Source organism: Mycolicibacterium palauense (genome assembly GCF_002592005.1).
In the GTDB taxonomy this organism is placed as follows: Bacteria; Actinomycetota; Actinomycetes; order Mycobacteriales; family Mycobacteriaceae; genus Mycobacterium; species Mycobacterium palauense.
The window spans coordinates 51938-76819 of the sequence record NZ_NVQF01000022.1 but is presented as its reverse complement, the minus strand read 5'-3'; the positions used below and the strand labels follow the sequence as shown (position 1 = coordinate 76819).

23 protein-coding genes are annotated in these 24882 nt (G+C 70.5%); 9 read left to right on the top strand and 14 right to left on the bottom strand.

The features are described from left to right. Positions 1-306: 306 nt before the first annotated feature. Positions 307-1683 (bottom strand): cystathionine beta-synthase, encoded by a 1377-nt coding sequence (locus CSR00_RS11480; protein WP_099022526.1) that lies wholly within the window; start codon positions 1681-1683, stop codon positions 307-309. A gap of 63 nt (positions 1684-1746) precedes the next feature. Next, positions 1747-2811, bottom strand: coding sequence for an alpha/beta hydrolase (locus CSR00_RS11475; RefSeq protein WP_099022525.1), 1065 nt, complete (start codon positions 2809-2811; stop codon positions 1747-1749). A 248-nt stretch (positions 2812-3059) separates the two neighbouring features. On the opposite strand from CSR00_RS11475, the gene CSR00_RS11470 reads away from it, so the two are divergent. Continuing rightward, the gene (locus CSR00_RS11470) at positions 3060-4016 is read left to right on the top strand and encodes an SGNH/GDSL hydrolase family protein (RefSeq protein WP_176562021.1); all 957 of its coding nucleotides are present in this window, start codon (positions 3060-3062) and stop codon (positions 4014-4016) included. A gap of 34 nt (positions 4017-4050) precedes the next feature. Then, positions 4051-5271 carry an acetyl-CoA C-acetyltransferase gene (locus CSR00_RS11465; protein ID WP_099022523.1) on the top strand — a complete coding sequence of 407 codons (1221 nt, stop codon included), beginning with the start codon at positions 4051-4053 and terminating at the stop codon, positions 5269-5271. Positions 5272-5321: 50 nt separating this feature from the next. Here CSR00_RS11465 and CSR00_RS11460 read toward each other — a convergent pair whose 3' ends face one another. Together CSR00_RS11460 and CSR00_RS11455 are read right to left on the bottom strand one after the other, a co-directional pair. Beyond that, positions 5322-6182, bottom strand: a complete 861-nt coding sequence (locus CSR00_RS11460) for a type IV toxin-antitoxin system AbiEi family antitoxin (RefSeq protein ID WP_176562022.1) — start codon at positions 6180-6182, stop codon at positions 5322-5324. Between the two features lie 189 nt (positions 6183-6371). Then, positions 6372-7220, bottom strand: a complete 849-nt coding sequence (locus CSR00_RS11455; protein WP_099022521.1) for a Bax inhibitor-1/YccA family protein — start codon at positions 7218-7220, stop codon at positions 6372-6374. A gap of 220 nt (positions 7221-7440) precedes the next feature. Between CSR00_RS11455 and CSR00_RS11450 the strand changes: the two genes are divergently transcribed. From CSR00_RS11450 to CSR00_RS11440, 3 genes are read left to right on the top strand one after another with little or no spacing between them, the layout of a single operon-like run. Further along, positions 7441-8472, top strand: a complete 1032-nt coding sequence (locus tag CSR00_RS11450) for an enoyl-CoA hydratase/isomerase family protein (protein WP_099022520.1) — start codon at positions 7441-7443, stop codon at positions 8470-8472. 55 nt (positions 8473-8527) lie between these two features. Next, positions 8528-9301 carry an enoyl-CoA hydratase gene (locus tag CSR00_RS11445; RefSeq protein ID WP_099022519.1) on the top strand — a complete coding sequence of 258 codons (774 nt, stop codon included), beginning with the start codon at positions 8528-8530 and terminating at the stop codon, positions 9299-9301. 11 nt (positions 9302-9312) lie between these two features. Further along, positions 9313-11115 carry an alpha/beta hydrolase gene (locus tag CSR00_RS11440; RefSeq protein ID WP_099022518.1) on the top strand — a complete coding sequence of 601 codons (1803 nt, stop codon included), beginning with the start codon at positions 9313-9315 and terminating at the stop codon, positions 11113-11115. Here CSR00_RS11440 and CSR00_RS11435 read toward each other — a convergent pair. Both CSR00_RS11435 and CSR00_RS11430 read right to left on the bottom strand, forming a co-directional pair. After that, complete coding sequence (locus tag CSR00_RS11435; protein WP_245905951.1) at positions 11027-11500, bottom strand: rhodanese-like domain-containing protein; 474 nt, start codon at positions 11498-11500, stop codon at positions 11027-11029. The two genes, CSR00_RS11440 and CSR00_RS11435, sit on opposite strands and share 89 nt — an antisense overlap. Beyond that, positions 11497-12057 carry a cysteine dioxygenase gene (locus CSR00_RS11430; RefSeq protein ID WP_099022517.1) on the bottom strand — a complete coding sequence of 187 codons (561 nt, stop codon included), beginning with the start codon at positions 12055-12057 and terminating at the stop codon, positions 11497-11499. Before CSR00_RS11430 ends, CSR00_RS11435 begins: the two co-directional genes overlap by 4 nt. Before the next feature lie 119 nt (positions 12058-12176). Here CSR00_RS11430 and CSR00_RS11425 point away from each other — a divergent pair, with 119 nt between their 5' ends. Together CSR00_RS11425 and CSR00_RS11420 are read left to right on the top strand one after the other, a co-directional pair. Further along, positions 12177-12638, top strand: a complete 462-nt coding sequence (locus CSR00_RS11425; protein WP_176562020.1) for a lipoprotein LpqV — start codon at positions 12177-12179, stop codon at positions 12636-12638. Positions 12639-12710: 72 nt separating this feature from the next. After that, complete coding sequence (locus CSR00_RS11420) at positions 12711-13808, top strand: patatin-like phospholipase family protein (RefSeq protein WP_176562019.1); 1098 nt, start codon at positions 12711-12713, stop codon at positions 13806-13808. On the opposite strand, the gene CSR00_RS11415 is transcribed toward CSR00_RS11420, so the two are convergent. From CSR00_RS11415 to CSR00_RS11395, 5 genes are read right to left on the bottom strand one after another with little or no spacing between them, the layout of a single operon-like run. Further along, positions 13797-14654 carry a patatin-like phospholipase family protein gene (locus tag CSR00_RS11415; RefSeq protein WP_099022515.1) on the bottom strand — a complete coding sequence of 286 codons (858 nt, stop codon included), beginning with the start codon at positions 14652-14654 and terminating at the stop codon, positions 13797-13799. The genes CSR00_RS11420 and CSR00_RS11415 overlap by 12 nt on opposite strands. Positions 14655-14686: 32 nt before the next feature. Continuing rightward, positions 14687-15391: a dienelactone hydrolase family protein gene (locus tag CSR00_RS11410; RefSeq protein WP_099022514.1), complete on the bottom strand. Its 705-nt coding sequence runs from the start codon at positions 15389-15391 to the stop codon at positions 14687-14689. Between the two features lie 53 nt (positions 15392-15444). Then, a complete protein-coding gene (locus tag CSR00_RS11405; protein WP_099022513.1) occupies positions 15445-16320 on the bottom strand; it encodes a class II glutamine amidotransferase in 876 nt (291 codons plus the stop codon). Beyond that, positions 16321-16794, bottom strand: a complete 474-nt coding sequence (locus tag CSR00_RS11400) for an SRPBCC family protein (RefSeq protein WP_099022512.1) — start codon at positions 16792-16794, stop codon at positions 16321-16323. Positions 16795-16808: 14 nt separating this feature from the next. Continuing rightward, positions 16809-17870 (bottom strand): NAD(P)H-dependent amine dehydrogenase family protein, encoded by a 1062-nt coding sequence (locus CSR00_RS11395; protein WP_099022511.1) that lies wholly within the window; start codon positions 17868-17870, stop codon positions 16809-16811. Positions 17871-18046: 176 nt separating this feature from the next. Between CSR00_RS11395 and CSR00_RS11390 the strand changes: the two genes are divergently transcribed. Then, entirely contained in the window at positions 18047-19246 is a 1200-nt protein-coding gene (locus CSR00_RS11390; protein ID WP_099022534.1) for a lipid-transfer protein, read from the top strand. A 7-nt stretch (positions 19247-19253) separates the two neighbouring features. Here CSR00_RS11390 and CSR00_RS11385 read toward each other — a convergent pair whose 3' ends face one another. Both CSR00_RS11385 and CSR00_RS11380 read right to left on the bottom strand, forming a co-directional pair. Then, positions 19254-20885, bottom strand: a complete 1632-nt coding sequence (locus tag CSR00_RS11385) for a fatty acid--CoA ligase (protein WP_099022510.1) — start codon at positions 20883-20885, stop codon at positions 19254-19256. Positions 20886-21028: 143 nt separating this feature from the next. Further along, a complete protein-coding gene (locus CSR00_RS11380) occupies positions 21029-22183 on the bottom strand; it encodes a beta-propeller fold lactonase family protein (RefSeq protein WP_141564339.1) in 1155 nt (384 codons plus the stop codon). 535 nt (positions 22184-22718) lie between these two features. On the opposite strand from CSR00_RS11380, the gene CSR00_RS11375 reads away from it, so the two are divergent. Continuing rightward, positions 22719-23318: a hypothetical protein gene (locus CSR00_RS11375; RefSeq protein WP_099022508.1), complete on the top strand. Its 600-nt coding sequence runs from the start codon at positions 22719-22721 to the stop codon at positions 23316-23318. A 6-nt stretch (positions 23319-23324) separates the two neighbouring features. Here CSR00_RS11375 and CSR00_RS11370 read toward each other — a convergent pair whose 3' ends face one another. After that, the gene (locus CSR00_RS11370) at positions 23325-24881 is read right to left on the bottom strand and encodes an aspartate-alanine antiporter-like transporter (protein WP_245905950.1); all 1557 of its coding nucleotides are present in this window, start codon (positions 24879-24881) and stop codon (positions 23325-23327) included. Position 24882 lies beyond the last annotated feature (1 nt).

Here is a 24882-nt window from a genome sequence, read left to right as displayed (position 1 = left end):
GTGTATAAGGGACAGGGTTACCGCTGGGCGGCGGGGGCGGATAGCCACCGGGCGGCGGATTGTTGCCTTCGGGCGGGACCGGCGGCTCGGTCATCGAAGTCCTCCCCTGCGCGAGAATAAGGGTCCTGCGAGATGACGCGCCCCGACAGTACCTGAGAGTTGGCTGAAAGCCACCGCTAAACCGCAATCTTCACCACACGGATACGCACAGGTGAGAGCGGCGTTTTGCCAGCGTTCCACCGTGGGCTGCCCGCCGCGGCGCCGGGCAGCACGGCCGGCTACCACGAGTCGGCTATGACGAGTCGGCTATGACGACAGGTAGCCCAGCAGGTCGCTGCGCGTGATGACGCCGGCGGGCTTGCCGTCCTCGACCACCATCACGGCGTCGCAGTCCCGCAGGGTCTTGGCCGCGTCGCCCACCAGCTCGCCCGATCCGATCAGGGGCAGCGGCGGGCCCATGTGCTCGCTGACGGCGTCGGCGAGTTTGGCGCGACCCTCGAACACCGCCGAGAGCAACTCCCGCTCGCTGACGCTGCCGGCCACCTCGCCGGCCATCACCGGGGGCTCGGCGCCGACCACCGGCATCTGGGACACCCCGTACTCGCGCAGGATGTTGATCGCGTCGCGCACCGTCTCCGACGGGTGCGTGTGCACCAGGTCGGGGATGGCCCCCGACTTGCCCCGCAGCACATCGCCCACCGTGGGCTCACCCGCGCCGTCGAGGCGGGTGCGCAGGAACCCGTAGGACGACATCCACGCGTCGTTGAAGATCTTCGACATGTAGCCGCGGCCACCGTCGGGAAGCAGCACCACCACCAACGAGTCCGGACCGGCCTTGCGGGCCACCTCGACCGCGGCAACCACGGCCATCCCGCAGGATCCGCCCACCAGCAGCGCCTCCTCGCGGGCCAGACGCCGGGTCATGTCGAACGAGTCGGCGTCGGAGACCGCGATGATCTCGTCGGGCACCGCCGGGTCATAGGCGCTGGGCCAGAAGTCCTCCCCCACCCCCTCGACCAGATAGGGACGCCCGGTGCCACCGGAGTAGACCGATCCCTCCGGATCGGCGCCGATGACGCGGACCCTGCCGCCGGAGACCTCCTTGAGGTAGCGGCCCGCACCGGTGATGGTGCCACCGGTCCCGACGCCCGCGACGAAGTGCGTCACCTGGCCGTCGGTGTCCGCCCAGATCTCCGGACCCGTTGTCTCATAGTGACTTTCCGGGCCGTGGGGGTTCGAGTACTGGTCGGGCTTCCAGGCCCCCTCGATCTCGGTCACCAGGCGGTTGGACACGCTGTAGTAGGAGTCCGGATGCTCCGGCGGCACCGCGGTCGGGCACACCACCACCTCGGCGCCGTAGGCGCGCAGCACGTTCCGCTTGTCCTCGCTGACCTTGTCGGGACAGACGAAGACGCACCGGTAACCGCGCTGCTGGGCCACCAGCGCCAGGCCGACACCGGTGTTGCCGGACGTCGGCTCGACGATGGTGCCGCCGGGCTTGAGCTCGCCGCTGGCCTCCGCGGCGTCGATCATCTTGACCGCGATGCGGTCCTTGCTGCTGCCGCCCGGGTTGAGGTACTCCACCTTGGCGACGACCCGGCCGGCACCCTCGGGTACCACCGAGTGCAATTCCACCAGCGGGGTGTTGCCGATGAGTTCACTGATGTGCTGCGCGATCCGCATGGCTACATCTTTGCGCAGAAACCTCCGGCCCCGGCGGGCGGGATCCTCCCGGCGCCGCGGGCACTACCCGGTCGCCTCCCGGATGTACTCCCCGATCTGGCGCAGTGACCGCTTGGCCTCCGGGATGACCGGGTCGGCCAACTGGAAGTCGTGGATCTGTCCCCGCCACACCCGGACCTCGGTGGGCACGCCGGCGGCCGCGAGCCGACGTGCGGCCAGCCGGGCGTCGTGGAGCAGCACCTCGGAGCCGGAGACGTGGATCAACGTGCGCGGCAGTCCCGGTTCGATGTGATCGAGGGGCTCATAGATCTGTTCGGGCTCACCGTCGACGATCCGGTTGGCGGCGGCCCGCGCCACCAGACCGACCAGCGCGTCGAACGCCTTGGGCGAGAACATCGCGTCCGTGCGGATGTTGGGGTGGGCCTGCTTGGGCTCCTGGGCCAGCTGCAGCAGCGGCGAGATCGCCACCAGTGCCGCGGGCTCCTCCCCCTCGGCCTGCAGCCGCTGGGCCAGCGTGAGCGCCAGGTAGCCGCCCGCGGAGTCGCCGGCCAGCACGATCTGGTCGGGGTCGTAGCCACGCAGCCGCAGCCAGTGGTAAGCGTCATGGCAGTCGTCGACGGCCATGCCGATGGTGTGCTTGGGGATCAGCCGGTAGTTGACCACCAGCACCGGGGCGTCGGCGAACTTCGACAACGCGATGGCGATGCGGCTGTGGGAGTTGACACCGCAGGTCAGGAAGGCGCCGCCGTGCATGTAGAGCACGACGCGGCGGTTGCCGTCGGCGGGCAGCACCCCGGGCGCGCGGACCAGCTGCGCGTCGGCGTTGGGCAGCCCGATGGTGGCGCGCACGGTCCCCGGGGTGGGGGCCACCGCGCGGGAGACGAAGTCGACGATCCCGAACGGCCAGGGCAGGTGCGGGACGTAGCTGGCCACGGCCAGCGTCGGGCGCACGGTCAGCCGGCTGGTGAGCGAGACCAACCGGCCCATCAGGCTGGTGCCTGTCTCGACGACCTCGACCGGGGCGCCGTCGCTGACCGGGAACTTGCGGGGCCTGCGGGCCTTTGCTGAGCCGTTGGCGGCGCCGAATCCGGCACGGGGCGGGCCCGAGACCTTGATTGATGCGGTCATCTAAACAATCCCCCTACCTCGTTGTAGTGGCGTTGTCGCGGGTCGGTCGTGGTGTCCGGCGTCGGCGTCCCGGGTCCGCCCGTGGTTTCGTGTCGGACCGGGGTACTTAGCTTGACACTTCTTAGACTTTCAACAAGTTGGAATTCAAAATTGATACCCGGACCGAAATCAGACCGTGACGTCGGGGGCGGCATCAGGGGGTCCGTCGCACTCGGAATCCGGCCGCTCGGGCACCTAGAATGTCGGGCGTGGGCACACGCGGCACGCGTCGGTCAACCATCGCACTCGCGACATTGGGCGTGCTGGCCTCCACGGGGGCCGGGGCGCTGGGTGCCCGCAACCTTCTGACAGGTCAGGCGGACAAGGCCCGGCAGGTCATTCCGAAGTCCTGGGACGTACCGCCGCGCGCCGACGGCGTGTACACCCCCGGAGCTGCATCGGTCGAGCGCTGGCAGCGCGGCGCCCGGGTGGACCTGCACCTGATGGTCTTCGGGGACTCCACGGCCACCGGTTACGGCTGCCGAGTCGCCGACGAGGTGCCCGGGGTGCTGGTCGCCCGGGGGCTGGCCGAGCTGACCGGCAAACGGATCCGGCTGAGCACCAAGGCGATCGTGGGAGCCACGTCCAAGGGCCTGTCGGGCCAGGTCGACGCGATGTTCGTCGCCGGCCCGCCCCCGGACGCCGCGGTGATCATGATCGGCGCCAACGACATCACCGCGCTGAACGGCATCCCCCAGTCGGCGCGCCGGCTCAACAACGCGGTCAAGCGCCTCAGCTCCAGCGGGGCCGTCGTTGTGGTGGGGACCTGCCCCGACTTCGGCGTGATCGGCGCGATCCCCCAGCCGCTGCGGTGGGTGACCCGCGACCGTGGACTGCGGCTGGCCCGCGCCCAGGCCCGGGCGGTGCGCGCCGGCGGCGGTGTTCCCGTACCGCTGGCCGACCTGCTGGCACCGGACTTCCTGCAGGCACCTGACGTGCTGTTCTCCGAGGACGGCTACCACCCCTCCGCCGAGGGCTACGCGCTGGCCGCCAAACAGCTGCTGCCGGCGCTGGGCTTTGCGCTCGGGCACTGGGAGGGTGAGCTGCCCTGGGAGTCGCGCAGCGCCGAGAACCGCACGCTGTCGGCGCGCCTGCGGATGTTCGCCCGGCTGTGGCCGCGCCGCACCACCGGGGTCCCCGCTCCCCTGGTGGTGAGCTCGGGCTAACGTCTCGGGTAAGCCCGAGACCTCGAGGAGAGCCATGACCGACGCCGTCATCGTCGCCGCCACCCGTTCGCCGATCGGCCGAGCCGTCAAGGGTTCGCTGGCCACCATGCGGCCCGACGACCTGGCCACCCAGATGGTGCGCGCGGCGCTGGACAAGGTCCCCGCGCTGGACCCCCGCGACGTGGACGACCTGATGATGGGTTGCGCGCAGCCCGCCGGCGAGGCCGGCTACAACATCGCCCGCGCGGTGGCCGTCGAGCTCGGCTACGACTTCATGCCCGGGACCACCGTCAACCGGTACTGCTCGTCGTCGCTGCAGACCACCCGCATGGCCTTCCACGCGATCAAGGCCGGTGAGGGCGACGTGTTCATCTCCGCCGGTGTGGAGGCCGTGTCCCGGTTCGGCAAGGGCAGCGCGGACGGGCTGCCCGACACCAAGAACCCGATGTTCGACGAGGCGATCGCGCGGACCGTGCGCAGCGCCGAGACCGGCGCCGACGAATGGCACGACCCGCGCACCGACGGCCACCTGCCCGACGTCTACATCGCGATGGGCCAGACCGCCGAGAACGTCGCGCTCTACACCGGGATCAGCCGCGAGGATCAGGACCGCTGGGGGGTGCGCAGCCAGAACCGTGCCGAGGAGGCGATCAAGAGCGGGTTCTTCGAACGCGAGATCTCCCCGGTGACACTGCCCGACGGCACCGTCGTCACCACTGACGACGGCCCGCGCCCGGGTACCACCTACGAGAAGGTCTCCCAGCTGCAGCCGGTGTTCCGGCCGGGCGGCACGATCACTGCCGGCAACGCCTGCCCGCTCAACGACGGCGCCGCCGCGGTGGTCATCATGAGCGACACCAGGGCCAAGGAACTCGGCCTGACCCCGCTGGCGCGCGTCGTCTCCACCGGGGTCAGCGGGCTCTCGCCGGAGATCATGGGCCTGGGCCCGATCGAGGCCGTCAAGAGGGCCCTGGCCCACGCCAAGATGCAGCTGTCCGACATCGACCTCTACGAGATCAACGAGGCCTTCGCCGTGCAGGTGCTGGGGTCGGCCCGCGAACTGGGCATGGACGAGGACAAGCTGAACGTCTCCGGCGGCGCGATCGCGCTGGGGCATCCGTTCGGCATGACCGGTGCCCGCATCACCGCCACCCTGCTGAACAACCTGACCACCCACGACAAGACGTTCGGCATCGAGACGATGTGCGTCGGCGGCGGCCAGGGCATGGCCATGGTGCTGGAACGGCTCTCCTGACGCTGCAGCGCCCCCTGCTCTGGCATTGATTCGGTACTCAGAGCGAAATCTCACCCGGTTTTTCGCTCTGAGTACCGAACCGATGCGTGCTGCCATGCCCGCTCGACCCGGGCGACGATGGCGGCGCGGGAGTCGCCGGCGATCACCCTGATCCGGTTCCACCCCTGGTAGGCGATGTACTCCGAGCGGGTCAGGTCCTCACGGTAGATCTCCCGGTCGACCCGGTGCTGTTCCCCGTCGTACTCCACGGCCACCATCACCTCGGGCCAGCCCATGTCGAGGTAGTAGCGCGGATGCCCGTCGGGCCAGGGCACCGGGATCTGGGTACGCGGACGCGGGAACCCCGCGGCGACCAGCAGCAGCCGCAGCCAGGTTTCCCGGGGCGACTGTGCCCCGGCATCGACCATGTCCAGCGTCCGCGCCAGCCGACGGATACCCCGCACATGCGGGTGGTCGACGGACACGGCCAGGACATCGTCGCGGTGAAACCGCGTGGCCGCGGCGAGGGCGTCGAGCCGCTCGACCGCCCCGTGGACGGTTCCGCGCCGAGCGAGGTCGAACGCGGTGCGCTCGACGGTGGTGACCGGCAGTCCGCCGCGCATCCCGATCTCGTCGGCGAAGAGGGTTTCGCAGCGCACCTGCACCCCCGGTGGCGGTTTGCGGTCGTGGCCGTTGACTTCGATCGCGATGTCGTCGTCGATCCATTTCGCGCCGTGCAGCGCCGAGGCCGCCGATCCGGTGATCACCGCCCGCCGGCCAGACCACAACCACGCCGCGCGGGTCCGGTCGACCAGCGTCAGCGGCGCGTCGCCGGGGGCGTACACGTCGGGAAGCACCCGTTGACAGCGCGCCCGCAGGTCGTACTTGGTGACGCGGCCGGCGGCCACCGCCTCACTTCCGATGAACACCACCACGAGGTGACACCCTCGCCCAGCCGCCGATGGCGGGCCGTCACCCATCCACAGGGTGATCGAGCCGGTACCCAGAGCGAAAATCGCGCGCGTTCGACGCTCTGAGTACCGAATCAAAGCCTGAGCTTCGGCGGGTACCGCAAAAAAAGGGCCCGGTGCATGCGCACCGGGCCCTCTGCGGGGTTGAGACTAGTCGCTCTGGAAGTAACTGAGCAGACGCAGGATCTCGATGTAGAGCCACACCAGGGTGACCGTCAGGCCGAGGGCGATGCCCCAGGCGGCCTTCTCGGGCGCACCGGCGCGGATCATCTGGTCCGCGGCGTCGAAGTCGATGAGGAAGCTGAACGCCGCCAGCCCGATCACGAACAGCGAGAACAGGATCGCGATGGGTCCGCCGCTGCGGATGCCCAGGCCCTCGCCGCCGCCGACGCCGAACATCGCCAGGACCAGGTTGCCCAGCATCAGCACCAGCGCGCCGATCATGCCGGCCACGATCATGCGGGTGAACTTCGGCGTGACCCTGATGGCACCGGTCTTGTAGACGACCAGCATGCCGAAGAACACGCCGAGTGTGCCCAGCACGGCCTGGCTGATCATCACGCCCGCGTTGGCCCCGGACACCAGAACGTTGGTGAACAGGAACGACACCGCGCCGACGAACAGACCCTCCAGCGCGGCGTAGCTCAGCACGATCGCCGGGTTGTCCATCTTGCGGCCGAAGGTGGCGACCAGGACCAGCGCCAGCCCGCCGAGCGCACCCACCAGGGTGAACGGCATGGCCAGCGCGGGGTTGCCCGCGACCAGGAAGTAGGAGACGGCGGCGACCGCGGCCAGCACACCCAGGGTGATGCCGGTCTTGGTGACGACGTCGTCGATGGTCAGCGGCCGCGAGACGCCCGTCTGGGGCGGAGTCGTGTACGGCTGATAGCCCTGATGTACCTGCGCGGTCGCGGCGCCAGCAGCACCGGTACCGAATGTCGCGTACCCGCCCTGCTGCTTGGGCAGCGAACGGAATACCGGATTGGAGGTTTCCCGCACCGTCGGATCCTTTCCTGTGAGGTACCTGAAAGTCTTACACGAACAATCGTCTAACGAACCGGAACCCGTCGCCAGTTCCCGATGTGCTGGGATTTCTGCGCGGACCCGTCACCGCTAGGTTACCCGTGGGCGCCTGCCGAGGGGCGGGCCCGAGATACTAGGATGTCCAACCATTGGTGCATCCCGCACGATACGACCTCGACGACGGAGCCCGCAGCACATGAGCGACGAGATCCTCACGCACGTCGACAACGGCGTCGGCATCATCACCCTCAACCGGCCCAAGGCCATCAACTCGCTGACTCAGGCGATGGTCGACGCGCTGGCCGAGGTGTTGCCGCGCTGGGCCGACGACGACGACATCCGCGCGGTGGTCCTCACCGGCGCCGGCGAGCGCGGGCTGTGCGCCGGCGGCGACGTGGTGGCGATCTACCACAGCGCACGCGCGGACGGCGCCGAGGCGCGCAAGTTCTGGTTCGACGAGTACCGGGTCAACGCGCTGATCGGCGACTACCCGAAGCCCTATGTCGCCCTGATGGACGGGATCGTGATGGGCGGCGGCGTCGGCGTCGGGGCGCACGCCGGGGTCCGGATCGTCACCGACACCACCAAGATGGCCATGCCCGAGGTGGGCATCGGCTTCATCCCCGACGTGGGCGGCACCTACCTGCTCTCCCGCAGCCCGGGCAGCCTGGGCCTGCACGCCGCCCTGACCGGCGCCCCGTTCTCGGGCGCCGACGCCATCGCGATGGGCTTCGCCGACTACTTCGTCCCGCACGCGGCGCTGGCGGCCTTCGTCGACGACATCGTGGCCCACGACGTCGACACCGCGCTGAGCAACCACGCGGTGGAACCGCCGGCCAGCGCGCTGGTCGAGAACCGCCCGTGGATCGACGAGTGCTACGACGGCGCGACCGTCGCCGACATCGTCGCCGCCCTGCGCGGGCATGCGGAAGGCCCCGCCAATGACGCCGCGCAGGTGATCGCCGGGCGCTCCCCGATCGCGCTGATGGTCACGCTGGAGGCGGTGCGCCGGGCGGCCGGCCTGCAGACCCTGCGGGACGTCCTGGTGCAGGAGTACCGGGTCTCGTCGGCGTCGCTGAAGTCCCACGACCTGGTGGAGGGCATCCGCGCGCAGCTGGTCGACAAGGACCGCAACCCCCAGTGGAACCCGTCCTCGCTGGCCGCGGTCAGCAGCGAGGATGTCGCACGCTATTTCGACCCCGCGGATCCCGATCTCACGTTCGACTAGTCGAGATCAACCAGTCGAGATCAACCAGTCGAGTTCAACCAGTCGAGGAGGACCGATGAGCTACGAGACCATCATCGTCGAGCGCGAGGACCGCGTCGGCCTGATCACCCTGAACCGCCCCAAGGCGCTCAACGCGCTCAACGGCCAGGTGATGAACGAAGTGACCGCGGCGGCAAAGGAATTCGATGCCGACCCGGGCATCGGCGCCATCGTGCTGACCGGTAGCGAGAAGGCCTTCGCCGCCGGCGCGGACATCAAGGAGATGGCCTCGCTGAGCTTCGCCGACGTCTTCGGGTCCGACTACTTCGCCAAGTGGGGCGAATTCGCCGCCGTGCGCACCCCGACGATCGCGGCGGTCGCCGGCTACGCGCTGGGCGGCGGCTGCGAGCTGGCGATGATGTGCGACCTGCTGATCGCCGCGGACACCGCCAAGTTCGGCCAGCCGGAGATCAAGCTGGGCGTACTGCCCGGGATGGGCGGCAGCCAGCGCCTGACCCGCGCCATCGGCAAGGCCAAGGCGATGGATCTGATCCTGACCGGGCGCAACATGGGCGCCGAGGAGGCCGAGCGCGCGGGCCTGGTCTCGCGGGTGGTGCCGGCCGCCGATCTGCTGACCGAGGCCAAGGCCGCGGCCGCGACGATCTCGCAGATGTCGCTATCGGCGGCCCGGATGGCCAAGGAGGCGGTCAACCGGGCATTCGAGTCGACCCTCGCCGAGGGACTGCTCTACGAGCGCCGGCTGTTCCATTCGGCGTTCGCCACCGAGGATCAGACGGAGGGAATGGCGGCCTTCACCGAGAAGCGCGCTGCGGACTTCAAGCACCGCTAGAGTGCTCAGGCGTGACTGAATCGCAGGCCGAGCAGTCGGGGGGCGCGGACGGGCAGCCCGGGGACGGGTCCGACGCCGCGGCGCAGCGGACAGCCACCGCAGAGCCGGCGGATCAGTCTGCCGGCCAGCCGGCGGATCAGTCTGCCGGCCAGCCGGCGGATGCCGAACCCGGCGGTGAACGACCGCCGTGGTGGGCCCGGCACTACACGTTCTTCGGCACCGCCGTCGGCCTGGCGTTCGTCTTTCTGTCGCTGACCCCGTCGCTGCTGCCGCGCGGCCCGCTGTTCCAGGGCCTGGTCTCCGGCGGTGCGGGCGCGGCCGGATATCTGATCGGCGTGTTCAGCGTGTGGCTGGTGCGCTACCTGCGCGGCAAGGACACCAGTCCCCTGGCGCCGCGGTGGGCCTGGCTCACGCTGCTGGTCGTCGGACTGATCGGCATGGTCGGCATGCAGTTCTTCTTCAGCCGCTGGCAGAACGACGTCCGCGACCTGATGGGGGTACCGCACCTGCGCTGGTACAACTACCCGCAGGCCGCGGTGATCGCGATCGTCGTCCTGTTCATCCTGGTCGAGATCGGTCAGCTGGTGCGCAAGTTGGTGCTGTTCCTGATGCGTCAGCTCGAGCGCGTCGCCCCGCCGCGGGTGTCCGGCGTCGTCGCCGTCGGGTTGGTGCTCGCGCTGACCATCGCGCTGCTCAACGGCGTGGTGGTGCGCGTGACGATGGACTGGCTCAACGAGACCTTCGCCGCGGTCAACGACGAGGACGACCCGGACAACCCGCCACCGACGACGCCGCTGCGCTCCGGCGGGCCGGAGTCGCTGGTGTCCTGGGCCTCGCTGGGGCACCAGGGCCGCATCTTCATCTCCGGCGGGCCGACGGTGGACGAGCTCACGGAGTTCAACGGCGCCCCGGCCACCGAGCCGATCCGCGCCTACGCCGGTATCGGTTCGGTCGACGACATCAAGGAACGGGCCGTGCTGGCCGCCAGCGAACTGCTGCGCACCGGCGGCCTGGACCGCAAGGTGGTCGCGGTGGCGACGACGACCGGCACCGGCTGGATCAACGAGGCCGAGGCCTCGGCGCTGGAGTACATGTACAACGGCGACACCGCGATCGTCTCGATGCAGTACTCCTACCTGCCCAGCTGGCTGTCCTTCCTCGTCGACAAGGAGAACGCGCGCCAGGCCGGTCAGGCGCTGTTCGAGGCGGTGGACGCCCTGATCAAACAGATGCCCGAGGGGCAGCGCCCCAAGCTGGTCGTCTTCGGTGAGAGCCTGGGTTCGTTCGGCGGCGAGGCCCCGTTCCTGAGCCTGAACAACCTGCTGGCCCGCACCGACGGCGCGCTGTTCTCCGGGCCGACGTTCAACAACACCATCTGGACGAACCTGACCGCCAACCGCGATCCCGGGTCACCGATGTGGCTGCCCATCTACGACAAGGGCGAGTACGTGCGGTTCGTGGCGCGGCCGGACAACCTGGGCCGGCCGCCGTCGGAGTGGAGCACGCCGCGGGTGGTCTATCTGCAGCACGCCTCGGATCCGATCGCGTGGTGGACACCGGATCTGCTGTTCCGCGAACCGGACTGGCTGCGCGAGCCGCGCGGCTACGACGTCTCCCCGAGCATGGACTGGATGCCGGTCATCACGTTCCTGCAGGTGTCCGCGGACATGGCGGTCGCGGTGGATGTGCCCGACGGGCACGGGCACCGCTACGTCAAAGACGTGGTCAACGGATGGGCCGCGGTGCTGGAACCGCCGGGCTGGACCCCGGAGAAGACCGAGCGTCTGCGCCCGCTGATGCACTCCGACGAGTAGCCGTCCGGGATGGCCCGGCACCCAGGACACCACGCAGGGCACGGTAGCCGCCGATGACATCGGTGGCCCGGAACAGCCCCAGGTCCTGCAGTGCCGCGGCGGCCAGGCTGGAGGTGTAGCCCTCCGAGCACAGCAGCACCCACTCGACGTCGTCGCCGGTGGCCTGCGGCAGGCGTGCCTCGCTGGTGGGATCGCAGCGCCACTCCAGCACGTTGCGTTCGACGACCAGCGCGCCGGGCGCCTCCCCCTCGTCGGCCCGCTGCGCCGCGGGCCGGATATCGACCAGGACGGCCCCCCGGTCCAGCGCCGCGGGCACCGCCGCGGCGGGCAGGCGCCGCAGGCGGGCCCGCGCACGGTCCAGCGCGGTGTCGATGCGGCTGGTCACCGATGCTCCGGGCCGCCGTGGGTGAGTTCGGTGCGGTTGCGCCGCAACGTCGACCGCGCGGTGACCTCGTAGTAGGACATCGCCGTCAACGGGGGCGAGTAGGCGTGCACGCTCAACGTGGGCTCGGGGTCGCTGGACGGCGCCCACGCCACGTCGTGCACCCAGCCCAGCGGGAACGCCGCCTGATCGCCGGCCTCCAGCCGGCGGACGCGCAGCGCGCTTCCGTCCCAACGATATTCGGCGAGCGCACCGGACAACAGCGTCAGCGCGCCGAGGGAACCGCCGTGGTCGTGCAGCTCGGTCGGATACCCCCGCACCCAGCTGATCAACCACAGGTCCAGGTCGTCGTCAGCGTGGAGCCGCAAAAACCAGCGACGGTCCCCGGGTGGTCCGCCCTCGGGCAGCAGATGGTCATAGCGGCCGCTGAGGAATTCGTCGGCGGCCCGGTCGGTGGCGTGCAGCAGATCGGGGATGCGCAGCCGGGTGGGGCCGGGCACCGTGGGGATGGCCGGGGGAATCGCAGAGTCGGGCAGCACGGGGAACACAGAAGTAGACATGGGAAGAAACTCCGGAAGTGACGAGGGGTCGGCGGCGGTCGGGCGTCATACGGCCCGGCAACACTCCCGGAACCCGAGGCTCTTCGTCACGTCGTCCAGTGTTGCATAGATTGACTCGCATGCGCATCCACCAGCATCGGGCCGCCCGGCACTGGGCACTGCTGGCCGCCGCGGCGGCCACGGTCGGGGCGGGTTGTTCATCGGGTGAGCAGACGGCCCCGGCGACCGACACCGCGGGGTCCACGGTGACGGCCCCGACCAGCGAGCCGCCGCCGCTGCCGGCCCAGGCGGTGCCGCCGGGCGCGGTGGCGGTCTCCCCCGGCGGCGTCACCACCGGGGTGGACGTCCCGGCCGACGCCACCGAATCCCAGTACGGGCAGGCCTGCCACGCCGCCAAGCTGTGGATGGACACCCAGCCGGGCGACCCCGTCGCCCTCGTCGAGCCGTATCTGAGGATCCTGCAGGGCCCCGCACCGGTGGGTCCGGGCACCTTCAACAGCCCGTGGGCCGACCTGACCCCCGCCCAGCAGGCCGGGGTGATCATGGCGGTCAACGGTGCCGCCACCGGCCAGTGCGAATAGCCGCAGCCAAGCTGACCGCGGCGGTGGCCGCCGACCGTTGTCGCACCAATCCGGGTGCGCGACAATGGCGCCATGCGTGTTGCGCTGGCCCTCGGTAGCGGCGGGGCCCGGGGTTACGCCCACATCGGGGTGATCAACGAGCTGCACGAACGCGGCCACGAGATCGTCGGCATCGCCGGGTCGTCGATGGGTGCGCTGGTCGGGGGTCTGCAGGCGGCGGGCAAGCTCGACGAGTACGCGCAGTGGGCCAGTTCGCTGACGCAGCGTGCGGTGCTGCGGCTGCTCGACCCGTCGATCTCGGCCGCGGGGGTGCTGCGCGCCGAGAAGATCCTCGACGCGGTGCGGGAGATCCTCGGCGAGGTCACCATCGAGGAACTCCCCATCCCGTTCACCTCGGTGGCCACCGATCTGATCACCGGGCGGTCGGTGTGGCTGCAGCGCGGGGCGCTCGACGACGCGATCCGCGCGTCCATCGCCATCCCGGGGGTGATCTCGCCGCACGTGCTCGACGGCCGGCTGCTGGCCGACGGCGGGATCCTCGACCCGGTCCCGATGGCGCCGATCGCGGCGGTCAACGCCGACGCCACCATCGCGATCAGCCTGTCCGGCGACGATCCCGAGGCCCGCCGCGCCCAGCCCGAACCGCGGGCCACCACCGAATGGCTGAACCGGATGTGGCGCAGCACGTCCTCGCTGCTGGACACGAAGGCCGCTCGGTCGCTGCTGGACAATCCGTCGGCGCGCTCGGTGCTCAACCGCCTCAGCGGCGGCGATGACGAGATCTCGGCCGACGACGTTCCTGTGGTGCCCAAGCTGGGCGGGTTCGAGGTGATGAACCGCACCATCGACATCGCCCAGGCCGCGCTGGCGCGGCACACCCTGGCCGCCTACCCGCCCGACCTGCTGATCGAGGTGCCCCGCAGCGTGTGCCGCAGCCTGGACTTCCACCGTGCCACCGAGGTCATGGACATCGGGCAGGAGCTCGCGGCCGCGGCGCTGGACGTGCTGGGCGCACCGGCGGTCACCGCCGCCGACGCGCAGACCCCGCGCACCGAGACGACGACGGCGCGGCCCGACCCGGGCGGCGGCGACCCACCGGCGCTGGGCCCCCAGTCGCAGGCCTCCCAGTCACAGGCCCCCGAGCCAGAGGCCCCCCAGTCACAACCCTAGGAAGGTCGCGATCCGCTCGGCCTCGCGCCGGCCCTGCTCGCGGCCGGCCCGCGCCGCGGGGACCCGGGATCCGGGGTCCAGCGGATTGGGCCCGAACTCCGCGCGCGCGGCCGCATCGGCGAACACCGCCAGGGCCGGTCCCGGGAAGCCGGCGATCTCCTCGGCGACGCCGGTCTCCCACGGCGACGGCGCGTCGGCCCCGGACGGCACCAGCACCAGCGCGCTGTCACAGTCGTGGGCCACCGCGGTGTTGGCGATGCTGGCGACCCCGCCGTCGATATAGCGGCGGCCCGCGATCGTCACCGGCGGCCACACCCCCGGTACGGCGCAGCTGGCGGCCACGGCGTCGACGAGGTCGACGCCGGAGTTCCGGTCGAACACCACCAGCTCGCCCGTCGCGATGTCGATGGCGGTGATCCGCAACGACCGCTGCGGCCAGTGCTGCGAGGGCAGCCGGTGGGCGATCACCGCACGCCGGACCGGCTCCGGGACCGTGCCGGTGGCGGCGGCGATGGCACCGATCTGGCGCAGCTTGTCCTCCTTGGTGGCGCCGGGGGTGAGCATCGCCGACAGGAACAGCTCGGCGACGGCCTCGATGTCCACCCCGGAGTCGATTTCGTGGGAGGGGGCCGCCACCTGCCGGTCGAACAGCTCGGGCAGGCTCAGTCCGCTGCCCAGCTGGGCGGCCACCGCCGATCCCGCCGAGGTCCCCACCAGCACCGCGGAGTCGACCAGGTGCTGCGCCACCGCGGGCGCGGCGTCGGCGATGCCCGTCAGCACGCCGGTTTCCCAGGCGATCCCCGCGATACCCCCGCCCGCGAGTACCAGTGCTCTCTTCACGCTCACGGTCTCCAGAGTGTGCCAGCCCGGGTCGGGCGTCAGTCGTCGCCGGCGCTCAGGTGCGTGTCGAAGAACGCCAACACCCGGCGGTAGGCGTCGTCGGTGGCGGCGGCGTCGTGGCCGAAACCCGCCACGCGCAGGAAGGGCTGTCCGGGCAGGTCGTTGGCGAACGAATGCCCGATGCCCGGATACACCTTGACGTCGTGCGGGATGCCCGCGGTCTGCAGCGTCTTCTCCAACCGCGGCCCGTTTCCCACATTGACCGGATCGCGGCCCCCGTAGCTGGCCACCACGGGGCAGGCTCCCCCGTCCAGGAAGGAGTAGTCACGCATGATCGACGGGTAGAACGGCGCCGAGGCGTCGAAACCCTTGGGCGCCATCACCAGAGCGAACCCGCCACCCATGCAGAATCCGGCGATGCCGACCCGGCCCGTGCAGTCCGGCCGGCCGGCCAGCGCATCGCGGCAGGCCAGCAGGTCGTCGACGGCGGGCCCGCTGTGCCGGGACAACGAGCGCATCACCGACCGCACGCAGCGCACCATCCCGCCGCGCGAGTACAGGTCCGGGGCCAGGGCCAGGATCCCGTGCTCGGCGAACCGTCGGAGGTGGTTGCGGGCGTCGTCGCCGAGCCCGAACGCGTCGTGCACCACCACGACCCCGGGCCACGGGCCGGTCCCGGTGGGCACGGCCAGATCGGCGGCCAGCGGCCCCGCCGGGGCCGGCACCTCGATGCGTTCGGTCATGGCGCTGCTCCCTTCAGTGGATGTCGGTGGATCCCGGTGAATCACGGCGATTCTCAACGGACGGTCTGTGCGGAGGCCGCGTCGGCGCTGAGATCGGAGCTGAGGTCGGCGAGCGTGAGTTGGTTTGCCGGCGGGTCCGGCAGCAGGATCCGCCGTTGGATGTTCAGGCCGGCATCGATGTGGACGAGTTCGCCGGAGCGCAGCGCGGTCCAGTTCGGGTCGTCGTCCATCGGCTCGCTGGCCACGATCGCCGACGGCGCCGAGGCGAGGTGCTCCGACCGTGCGCGGATGCGTGCGCTGGTCAGTTCGAACCGCGCGTGCTCGGCGGGGTCGCGCCGGTCCAGCAGGTAGAGGGCATGGGTGTCGGGATAGCGCAGTGCCCACATCTCCGTCGCGGTGCACAGCAGGATGTTGAGCGCGAAGATCGGAACCGCGCCGGCCAGCCACTGCAGCGCCTCGCTCAGCCCGGTCGGCACATCACCGTCCCGGGCGCGGACGTGGCCGGTGATCAGGGCGAAGACACGTTCGGAGTCGGAGTCACCGGCCACCAGATCCGCGGTGCCCAGGTCCTGCAGCCGGTGCTCGATGACGTCCAGGCCCTCGACCACGCCGTTGTGCGCGAACAGCCGGCCGTCCTGTAGGAACGGATGGGTGTTGACCGCCGCGACCGCCCCGGTGGTGGCGTAGCGCACGTGGGCCAGAAAGGTTGTTCCGTCGAGTTCTTTTGCCTCGGTGGCGAATTCGGCGTCCCGCCAGGCGGCCATCGGCTGTTTGCGCAGAATCGGGTGTCCGCCGGGACCGAACACCCCCAGACCGGTCCCGTCCGGATTGCGGTGGCTCTGCTGCGCGAGGCTGTCCGGCGCGCCGAGCAGCCAGAACGTTGCGGTGGCGGCGACGCGGCCGGCGTGCAGCCCGAACAGCCGGCACATCTAGCCGAGCAACCGTTCGGACAGCTCTTCGAGGCCCTGGCGGGCGAACCCCTTCCACAGCCACGCGAACGCCGGCATCGCCGCCGCGGCCGCGGCGGATTTCGGTTGCACGGTCCACCGCCACGTCACCCGGGTGCCGGTGCCGACCGGTTCGAACGACCATTGCCCGTCGATGTGGTGGACCAGCGCGGAAAGCGGTCCGGTGACGTCGGTGAGGCGGTAGGCGAACCCGCGCGGCGGGTCGACGCGGGTGAGTTCCTCACGCATGCTGGCACCCCCGGCCTGCACGATGGTGCGCGTCTGCCCGATGTTGGCCCATTCGCCGCTCTGCCCGGTCACCGACGTGACCGGGGCGACGGGCCCGTACCAGCGGCTCATGATCGTGCGGAGATCGATGGGCAGGGTGCCGGAATAGGCGGCGTCGACACCGACCGGGATCGCGCGGGACTGCTCCATCACATAGGACCGGGCCATGGTGGTGATGGTAGTCAGTGACCGAGGCCGGGCGCCGCCTTCGCGCTGATCAGTGGGAGGTCGAGGTAGGTGGCGATGCCCGGCGCGGCGGCACACACCGCCGGGACGGAGTTGACGCAGTGCGCCGCGGTGGCGGTGATGCCCGTCTCCGGCCCGGCCGTCCCGTCGGCGGCGATCTCACCCTGGAAGCCGCGTACCACGACGGTGAAGTCGGGGTTGCCGTTGACCTCCATCTCGTAGCGCTGGCCGGCCGGCCCGAAAGTCCATGGTGGATCGAGCTTTTCTTCGCCCATCAGCCAGTTGACGGTGACCCGCACGACCGGGGTGCCGTCGACGAGGGCTTCCCAGTGGAATTTCCGGCCGGCCACCTGTCCCGGCTGGATGACCCCGAGCGGGGAGTCGATGGGCGCGGTGGCCACGGCGACGTCCTGCGTGGCGCGGATCTCGGGGTCGGCGGCGAACCCCATGGTGTCGACGACCATCTTGACCGACTGGATGAACCCGCCGTCGAGCAGTTTCTGCATCGGCCCGCTCAGCGCCTTCTCGGGGGTGTCGCCGAACCCCATCACGTGGCGCAGCACATCGGGGGCCTCGTAGGTGCGCAGGTCGGAGAACTCCTCGGCGCGCACGAAGGTCACTCCCGTGGACATCGCCGAGAGCATCAGCGGAAACTTCTCACTGATGCCGCCCGGGGCGATTCCCGTCCCGTGCAGGGTGACACCGCCGGCGAGCGCCGCCTCGCGCATCGGGGCGCCCAGGCGTTCGCCGGGGTAGATCCAGCCCACGGGCGTGACCACGTTCTTGCCGGAGCGCAGCAGTGCGGCCACCTCGTCGGGATTGGGCATCAGCGGCGCATAGACGACGGCGTCGGCATCCAGGCCCAGGATGTCCTCGATGCTGGTGGTGGCGGTGACGCCCAGCGGCTCGCCGCCGATGATGTCGCCGACGTCGCGGCCGTTCTTGGCCTCGGAATGCACCCAGCAGCCCGCCAGTTCGAGCTCGGGGTGCTCGAGGATCCCCCTGATCGCGGCGACCCCGACACCGCCGGTTGCCCATTGCACGACCTTCAGGCCCATCCGCCGCACTCCCGTCTCAACTAGAACACGTTCTAGTCGCATTGTGTCGTGCCCGGGCCCGTCTGTACACGACATGCCGGAATCGCCGCGTCGATGCCGGCTTTCGCGGGCTTCACGCCGCCGGGCCGCGACGATAAGGTCGACCAACGAGCGTGCCGCGATCGGAGGAGATCACCATGGGACGTGCCGCCAACAGGGTTTACGTGGTCGGCGTCGGAATGACGAAGTTCGAGAAGCCCGGCCGCCGCGAGGGCTGGGACTACCCGCAGATGGCCCGGGAGTCGGGCACCAAGGCGCTGGCCGACGCCGGGATCGACTACACCGAGATCGAGCAGGGCTACGTCGGTTACGTCGCCGGCGACTCCACGTGCGGCCAGCGCGCCCTCTACGAACTGGGCATGACCGGCATTCCGATCGTCAACGTGAACAACAACTGTTCGACCGGGTCCACCGCGCTCTTCCTGGCGGCACAGGCGATCCGCGGCGGGCTGGCCGACTGCGTCCTGGCCCTGGGCTTCGAGAAGATGCAGCCCGGCGCACTGGGCGGCGGCGCCGGGGATCGCGAGTCCCCGATGGGACGCCACATCAAGGCGCTGGCCGAGATCGACGAACTGGCTTTCCCGGTGGCGCCCTGGATGTTCGGCGCCGCCGGTCGCGAACACATGAGGAAGTTCGGCAGCACCGCCGAGCACTTCGCCAAGATCGGCTACAAGAACCACAAGCACTCGGTGAACAACCCCTACGCCCAGTTCCAGGACCAGTACAGCCTCGACGACATCCTGGCGGCGAAGATGATCTCCGACCCCCTGACCAAGCTGCAGTGCTCCCCCACCTCCGACGGTTCGGCGGCGGTGGTGCTCGCCGGCGAGGACTACGTCGCCGACCACGACCTGGCCGGGCAGGCCGTGGAGATCGTGGGGCAGGCGATGACCACGGACTTCGAGTCCACCTTCGACGGCAGTGCGGCCAATATCATCGGCTACGACATGAACGTGCAGGCGGCCCGGCGGGTGTACGACCAGAGCGGGTTGGGCCCCGAGGACTTCCAGGTCATCGAGTTGCACGACTGCTTCTCGGCCAACGAGCTGCTGCTCTACGAGGCCCTCGGGCTGTGCGACGAGGGCGAGGCGCCCCGGCTGATCGACGACGGGCAGACCACCTACGGCGGCCGCTGGGTGGTCAACCCGTCCGGCGGGCTGATCTCCAAGGGCCACCCGCTGGGCGCGACGGGCCTGGCCCAGTGCAGCGAGCTGACCTGGCAGCTGCGCGGAACCGCGGACGCCCGTCAGGTCGACGACGTCGGCGCCGCGCTGCAGCACAACATCGGGCTGGGCGGCGCCGCGGTGGTGACGGCCTATCGGCGCGCGCAGCGCTGACGGGCGGTCAGCCCAGCGTTTCGACCTTGTACTCGCCCTCGGCGTGACGGGACCGGATGGTCTTCTTGTCGTACTTGCCCACGCTGGTGCGCGGCACCTCGTCGATGAAGGCCCACCGCTCCGGTAGCCACCAGCGAACCACCTTGTCGGCCAGGAAGTCCCGCAGCTCGGTCGCGGTCACGACGGCCCCCTCCTTGACGACGACGGCGGCCAGCGGCCGCTCCTGCCACCGCTCGTCGGGCACGCCGACCACGGCGGCCTCCAGCACCGACGGGTGGGCGATGAGGTGGTTCTCCAGCTCCACCGAGGAGATCCACTCGCCGCCGGACTTGATCACGTCCTTGGCGCGGTCGGTCAGGGTGACGTAGCCCTGCGCGTCGATGTTGCCCACGTCGCCGGTGCGCAGCCAGCCCGACTGGAACTTGGAGGTGTCGTGGTTGCGGTAGTACGAGCCGGTGATCCAGGCGCCGCGCACCTCCAGCTCCCCGACCGACTCGCCGTCGTTGGGCAGCGCCGCCCCCCGGTCGTCGACGATGCGGGTCTCCACCCCGCACATCGGGCGGCCCTGGGTGGAGCGCAGCTGCCAGTGCCGCTCCTCGTCGGTGCCGGGCGGCGGCCAGGCCAGGGTGGCCATCGGCGAGGTCTCGGTCATGCCCCACAGCTGGCGGATCTGCACGTGGTACTTCGCCTCGAAGTCCTTCATCAGCGACAGCGGCACCGCCGAACCGCCGCAGGCCACCAACCGCAGCGACGCGATGTCGTGGCCGGGGTTCTTGTCCAGGTAGTGCATGACGTCGTTCCAGATGGTGGGCACGGCACCGGCCACCGTGGGGCGTTGGGTCTCGACGAGATCGACCAGCGAGGCGGCGTCCATGAACCGGTCGGGCAGCACCATGTCGGCCCCGGCCATCAGCGCCGCATACGGCAGGCCCCAGGCGTTGGCGTGGAACATCGGCACGATCGGCAGGGCGCGGTCGCTGAAACTCAGCCCCATCCCGTTGCCGCTGCACACCGCCATCGAGTGCAGGTAGCTCGACCGGTGTGAATACACCACCCCCTTGGGGTGGCCGGTGGTGCCACTGGTGTAACACATTGCCGCAGCGGCGTTTTCGTCGATCTCCGGCCAGTCGAACTCATCGGATTCGGCCGCGGTGAGCTCGTGGTAGCGCAGCACCTGCTTGCCGGAGGCCCGGAACGGCGCCAGGTCACCGTCGCCGACGGCGATCACGGTGTGCACCGTTTCCATCGACCGCAGCACCGGGGCCAGGATCGGCGCCAGGGACAGATCGGCGATCACCACCTGGTCCTCGGCTTCGTAGGCCACGAACTCGATCTGTTCGGGGAACAGCCGGATGTTGAGGGTGTGCAGCACGGCGCCCATCGCCGGTACCGCGACGTAGGCCTCCAGGTGCTCCTGGTTGTTCCACATGAAGGTGGCGACCCGCTGATCGCCGGTGACGCCGAGCCGGCGCAGCGCGTTGGCCAGCCGTGCGGCCTGTGCGCCGAGTTCCCGGTAGGTGCCGTGTCGGTACTCGCCGTTTCCGACGGCGGTGGTGACCGTGCGGTCGCCGTGGACGGTCGTCGCGTAGCGCAGGATCGCCGCGATGGTCAGCGGATAGTCCTGCATTGTGCTGTGCATCGGTGAACAGCCTCCGAGTCGGTACGGGCGGTGGGCCTTACGCTAGCGCCGGTGACGATAGCAAGCTCGGTTTTGTTGTTCACCGTCACGGCACACCGCCGGACTCGGGGAGGCGCCCGGCTCGCGCCCCGAGGGTGCTGCGGCTAGACCCCGGCGGGCTCGAGCTCCAGCATCGGCACGTCGATGACGTCGCAGCCGATCATCTCGGCGAGCAGCTTGTTCGAGGTCCACGCGACCGCGAGCACGGTGAGCCCGCCCCGGTAGTCGCCGACGAACAGCGTGCCGCCGTCCTCGCTCTCCCGGACGGCGGACGGCTCGGCGGGGGTGACGATGTGGTCGACGATCTCGTGGGTCGCGGTGCACAACACGGTGACCCGTCCGCCGTTGACGATGTAGGCGCGTTCGCCGTCGACACTGAGTTCGACCCGGCTGACCCGCTCGCCCAGTTCGATGGTGTCGGTGATCCGCAGCTGGCGGGCATCGACCACGTCGACGGTACCGCCGAGTTCGGCGTCGTCGCTGACGACGTAGACGGTCTTGCCGTCGGGGCTCACGGCGATATCGCGGATCGCCGAGGGGACCGCCACGGCGCCGACGATCCGCCGGACCCGGGCGTCGACCGCGGCCAGCAGGCCGCCGGTGTGGTCGACCGAGGCGACGTAGACGCGGGTGCCGTCGGGGCTCACGGCCAGCGCCACGGGCGCGGCCGCGCCGAGTTCGACGGTGCTGATCCGCCGCGCGGCGGTGTCCAGGATGGCCAGGTCTGCGCCCTGCGAGTGGGTGCGGGCGAGGTAGACGTGGGTGCCGTCGGGCGAGGCGGCCAGGCTGCGCACGCTGCCCTTGACGGCGATGGTGGAGGCCACCCGCCCCCCGTCGATCACGGTGACGGTGTCATAGGACGGCGAGACGGTGCTGACGAACACCCGCCGACCCAGGGTGGACATGGTCTGGGGTTCGTAGACCTCGCAGAAGTTGTCGACCAGCGCCAGGGTGCGCGCGTCGAGCACCGTCACGCTGTCGTCGGCGTAGTTGGCGGTGAACACCCGCCCGCCGGCCACGGCGAGGTCGCTGATCGGACCGGTGCCCACGGCCCGGTGCCGCAGGACCTTGAAACCGAGCATGGGTTCGACCGCGGCGTCGTCGGCACCGAGCGCGGACACGGCATGGCGTCCGCCCGCGGCGCGCTGGACCTGGGCGCGGACCCGGCTGGAGACATCTCGCATCGACGGCAGCCAGTGCGAGGCGGACGGCACGGCGGCACGCTCGGCGAGCGCGCCCCCGTCGATCGCATCAGTCACTTCGTCCACATTGGCAACGCTGTTTGCCATGTTGCTCCCTCGATGATCAACCCCGTTTGACGCAAGGGTTCCGGGTCTGGCGCCGCGGCGGCGCCGGCTAAGAACTACTCTAGCGTTGAAAAACGCCGCTTTTACGGTCGTTGCCACCGGCATCGACGCAGTCCGGCCGCCGCGTTCAGACCACGCTCAGACGCCGCCGTGACCCATTCGCGGTGTTTGCTGTTAGCTATCCGGTAACACTGCCTTTACATGCCCGGATCCGGCTCCCGGCTAATTAGCAGTTTCACGCTCTTCGAGCTCTCTTATTTAGGTTTCTCTAAGCACATCCGACGAAAATGAGCGGTAAATCACAAGCCGTTTTCCCGTCCCCGGCCGTGTCGCGGCCCGCGACGCACCCGCGGCGCCGCGACGCCGTCGTCCGCCGGGCACCCGGACCGTCCCGCACACGACGCCCGCGGACGGCGGCCTTCGCTGCGGGCGGCGTACCGTCGTTCCCGGACACGCCGGCGCGACGTACCAGAGGAGGGAATCCGGCATGCCGAGACCCACCGTCGTCCTCGCGACGAGCGGGTTGCTCGCCGGCTGGCTCACCGCCTGCTCGCCGGCCGTCGTCAACACCGAGGGCGTCTCCGACTACATCCCGGAGCCCTCTACGACGGCTCTGCCCGCTCCCGACGGCCCGCCGGGCAACGATCGGCTGCTCGACGCCTCGGAGTTCTACGCCACCTCCGACGGGTTGACGGCGTACTTCTTCACCACGCCGAGCATGAGCTGGCGGTGTGCGATCGTGCCGCACACGCTGGCCGGCTGTCAGGCCGCCGGCGGCCGGGCGAACCTGGGCGTTCCCGGTCAGCCGGACACCGTGACCGACACCGACGGCGAGCAGAAGGCACCCAATGCCATCGTCGTGGCCGCGACCGGCGAGCCCCGCTTCACCGTCCTGGACGGCGAGGAGTTCCGGCTGGTGCCCGGACCGCCGCGCCCGGTGGACTTCGGGCAGGTCCTGGCCGCGGCCGGGTTCCGCTGCAACGTCGGCGACGCGGGCATCTCCTGCGCCAGTGAGACCACCGGCAAGGGCTTCACCTTCGATGCCGACGGGTACCGGTTCGCCTACACCGAGGCGCCACCGCCCTGAGCCTGGTCACAGGCTGGCGATCAGCTGCGCGGCCACCACCTTGACGATCATCGCCGTGGGGTAGACCAGCGCGTAGCCCAGCGACACCCGGGCGTCATAGCCGGTGCGCTCGTTGGCGAAACCGAGAATGGCGGGCTGGGTCTGCACACCCCCGAGGATGCCGGCGCTGCGCACCCCGCCGAGCCGGAAGACCCAGCGCGTCAACGCATATGTCCCGCTCGCCAGGACGGTGGTACCGACGGCCCCGACACCGACGAGTTTGAGCACCTCACCGGAGCCGAAGGCGGTGCCGATCATCGAACCGGCCTTGCAGCCCGCGTAGGCCAGGAAGAGCATCAGACCGATGTCGGCCAGCACCGTCGAGGACGCCAGCGGCATGGTCGTCAGGATCCGGCCGACCCGGCGCACCCGGCCCATCACCAGGCCCGCCAGAAGCGCGCCGGCGGCCGCGCCGACACTGACCGTCATGCCGCCGGGCAGCGGCACCGGAATCAGGCCGACGGCGAGCCCCAGCGCCAGCCCGCCGCCGAGCGCCACCGGGGCCAGCGCGGTCATCCCCCGGCTGGAGTCCCCGAGCAGCGCGGTGACCGCCGCCATCTGCTCGGGCGGCGCCACCACCCGCAGCCGGTCGCCGAGGTGCAGCTTGAGCCCGGGGGCGCTGATCAGGTCGACGTCGCCGCGCCGGACCCTGGACACCGTGGCGCCGTGCCGGGGCCCCAGCTGCAGCTCGGCGACGGTGAGGCCGCCGTAGGCGGGATTGGACAGCGTGATCCGGCGGAAGTCCAGGTGCGCCCGGTCGGAGGTGAGGTCATGGGTGGAGCGGTGGCCGAGATCTGCGACGATGGCGTCCACCTCCCGGTTCGGGCCGACGACCGACACCAGGTCGCCGTGGCCGAGAACGGTGTCGTCGGTCACGGCGCTCACGCCGGTCTGCCCGGACGGACACAGCCGCACGAACGTGACGTGGCGACCGGCGGCGATGTCGGCGACCGCGACGGGGGTGCTGCGGTCCACCCGGATGGTGACGTCGACCAGCGGCTCGGGCGCATCGGTGTCGGTGGTGCTGCGGCGCAACGACATCGCCGTGGCGACCAGCATGCCCAGCACACCGAACAGGTAGGCGCAGGCGTAGCCGACGGTGGCCTGGGCACCGCCCCCGGCGGCCGCCAGCGCCGGGGTGTTGGTCTGCGATCCGGCGAACACACCGGCGATGGCCTCGGGCTCCAGTCCGACCAGCCGGCCGAGCCCGAAGGTCACCACCGCGGCACCCAGGATCACCCCCGCGACGGCGAGCATCAACGGCCAGGACGATCGCAGTGCCTCGAAAAACCCTGGCCCGGAGATGATCCCGGTGGCGAAGGCGAACAGGACCAGCCCGAGGAATCCGACCGGCTCCGGCACCGCGATGGTGACGCCGTCGGCGGCCCCCCAGGCGGCCAGGCCGATCGCGGCGAACAGTATCCCGGCGCTTCCCAGCGACACACCGGCGATCGAGACGGCTCCGAGCGCGGCGCCCAGCATCACGGAGATGCCGAAGGTGATCATCGGCTGGTCGGCCAGCAAC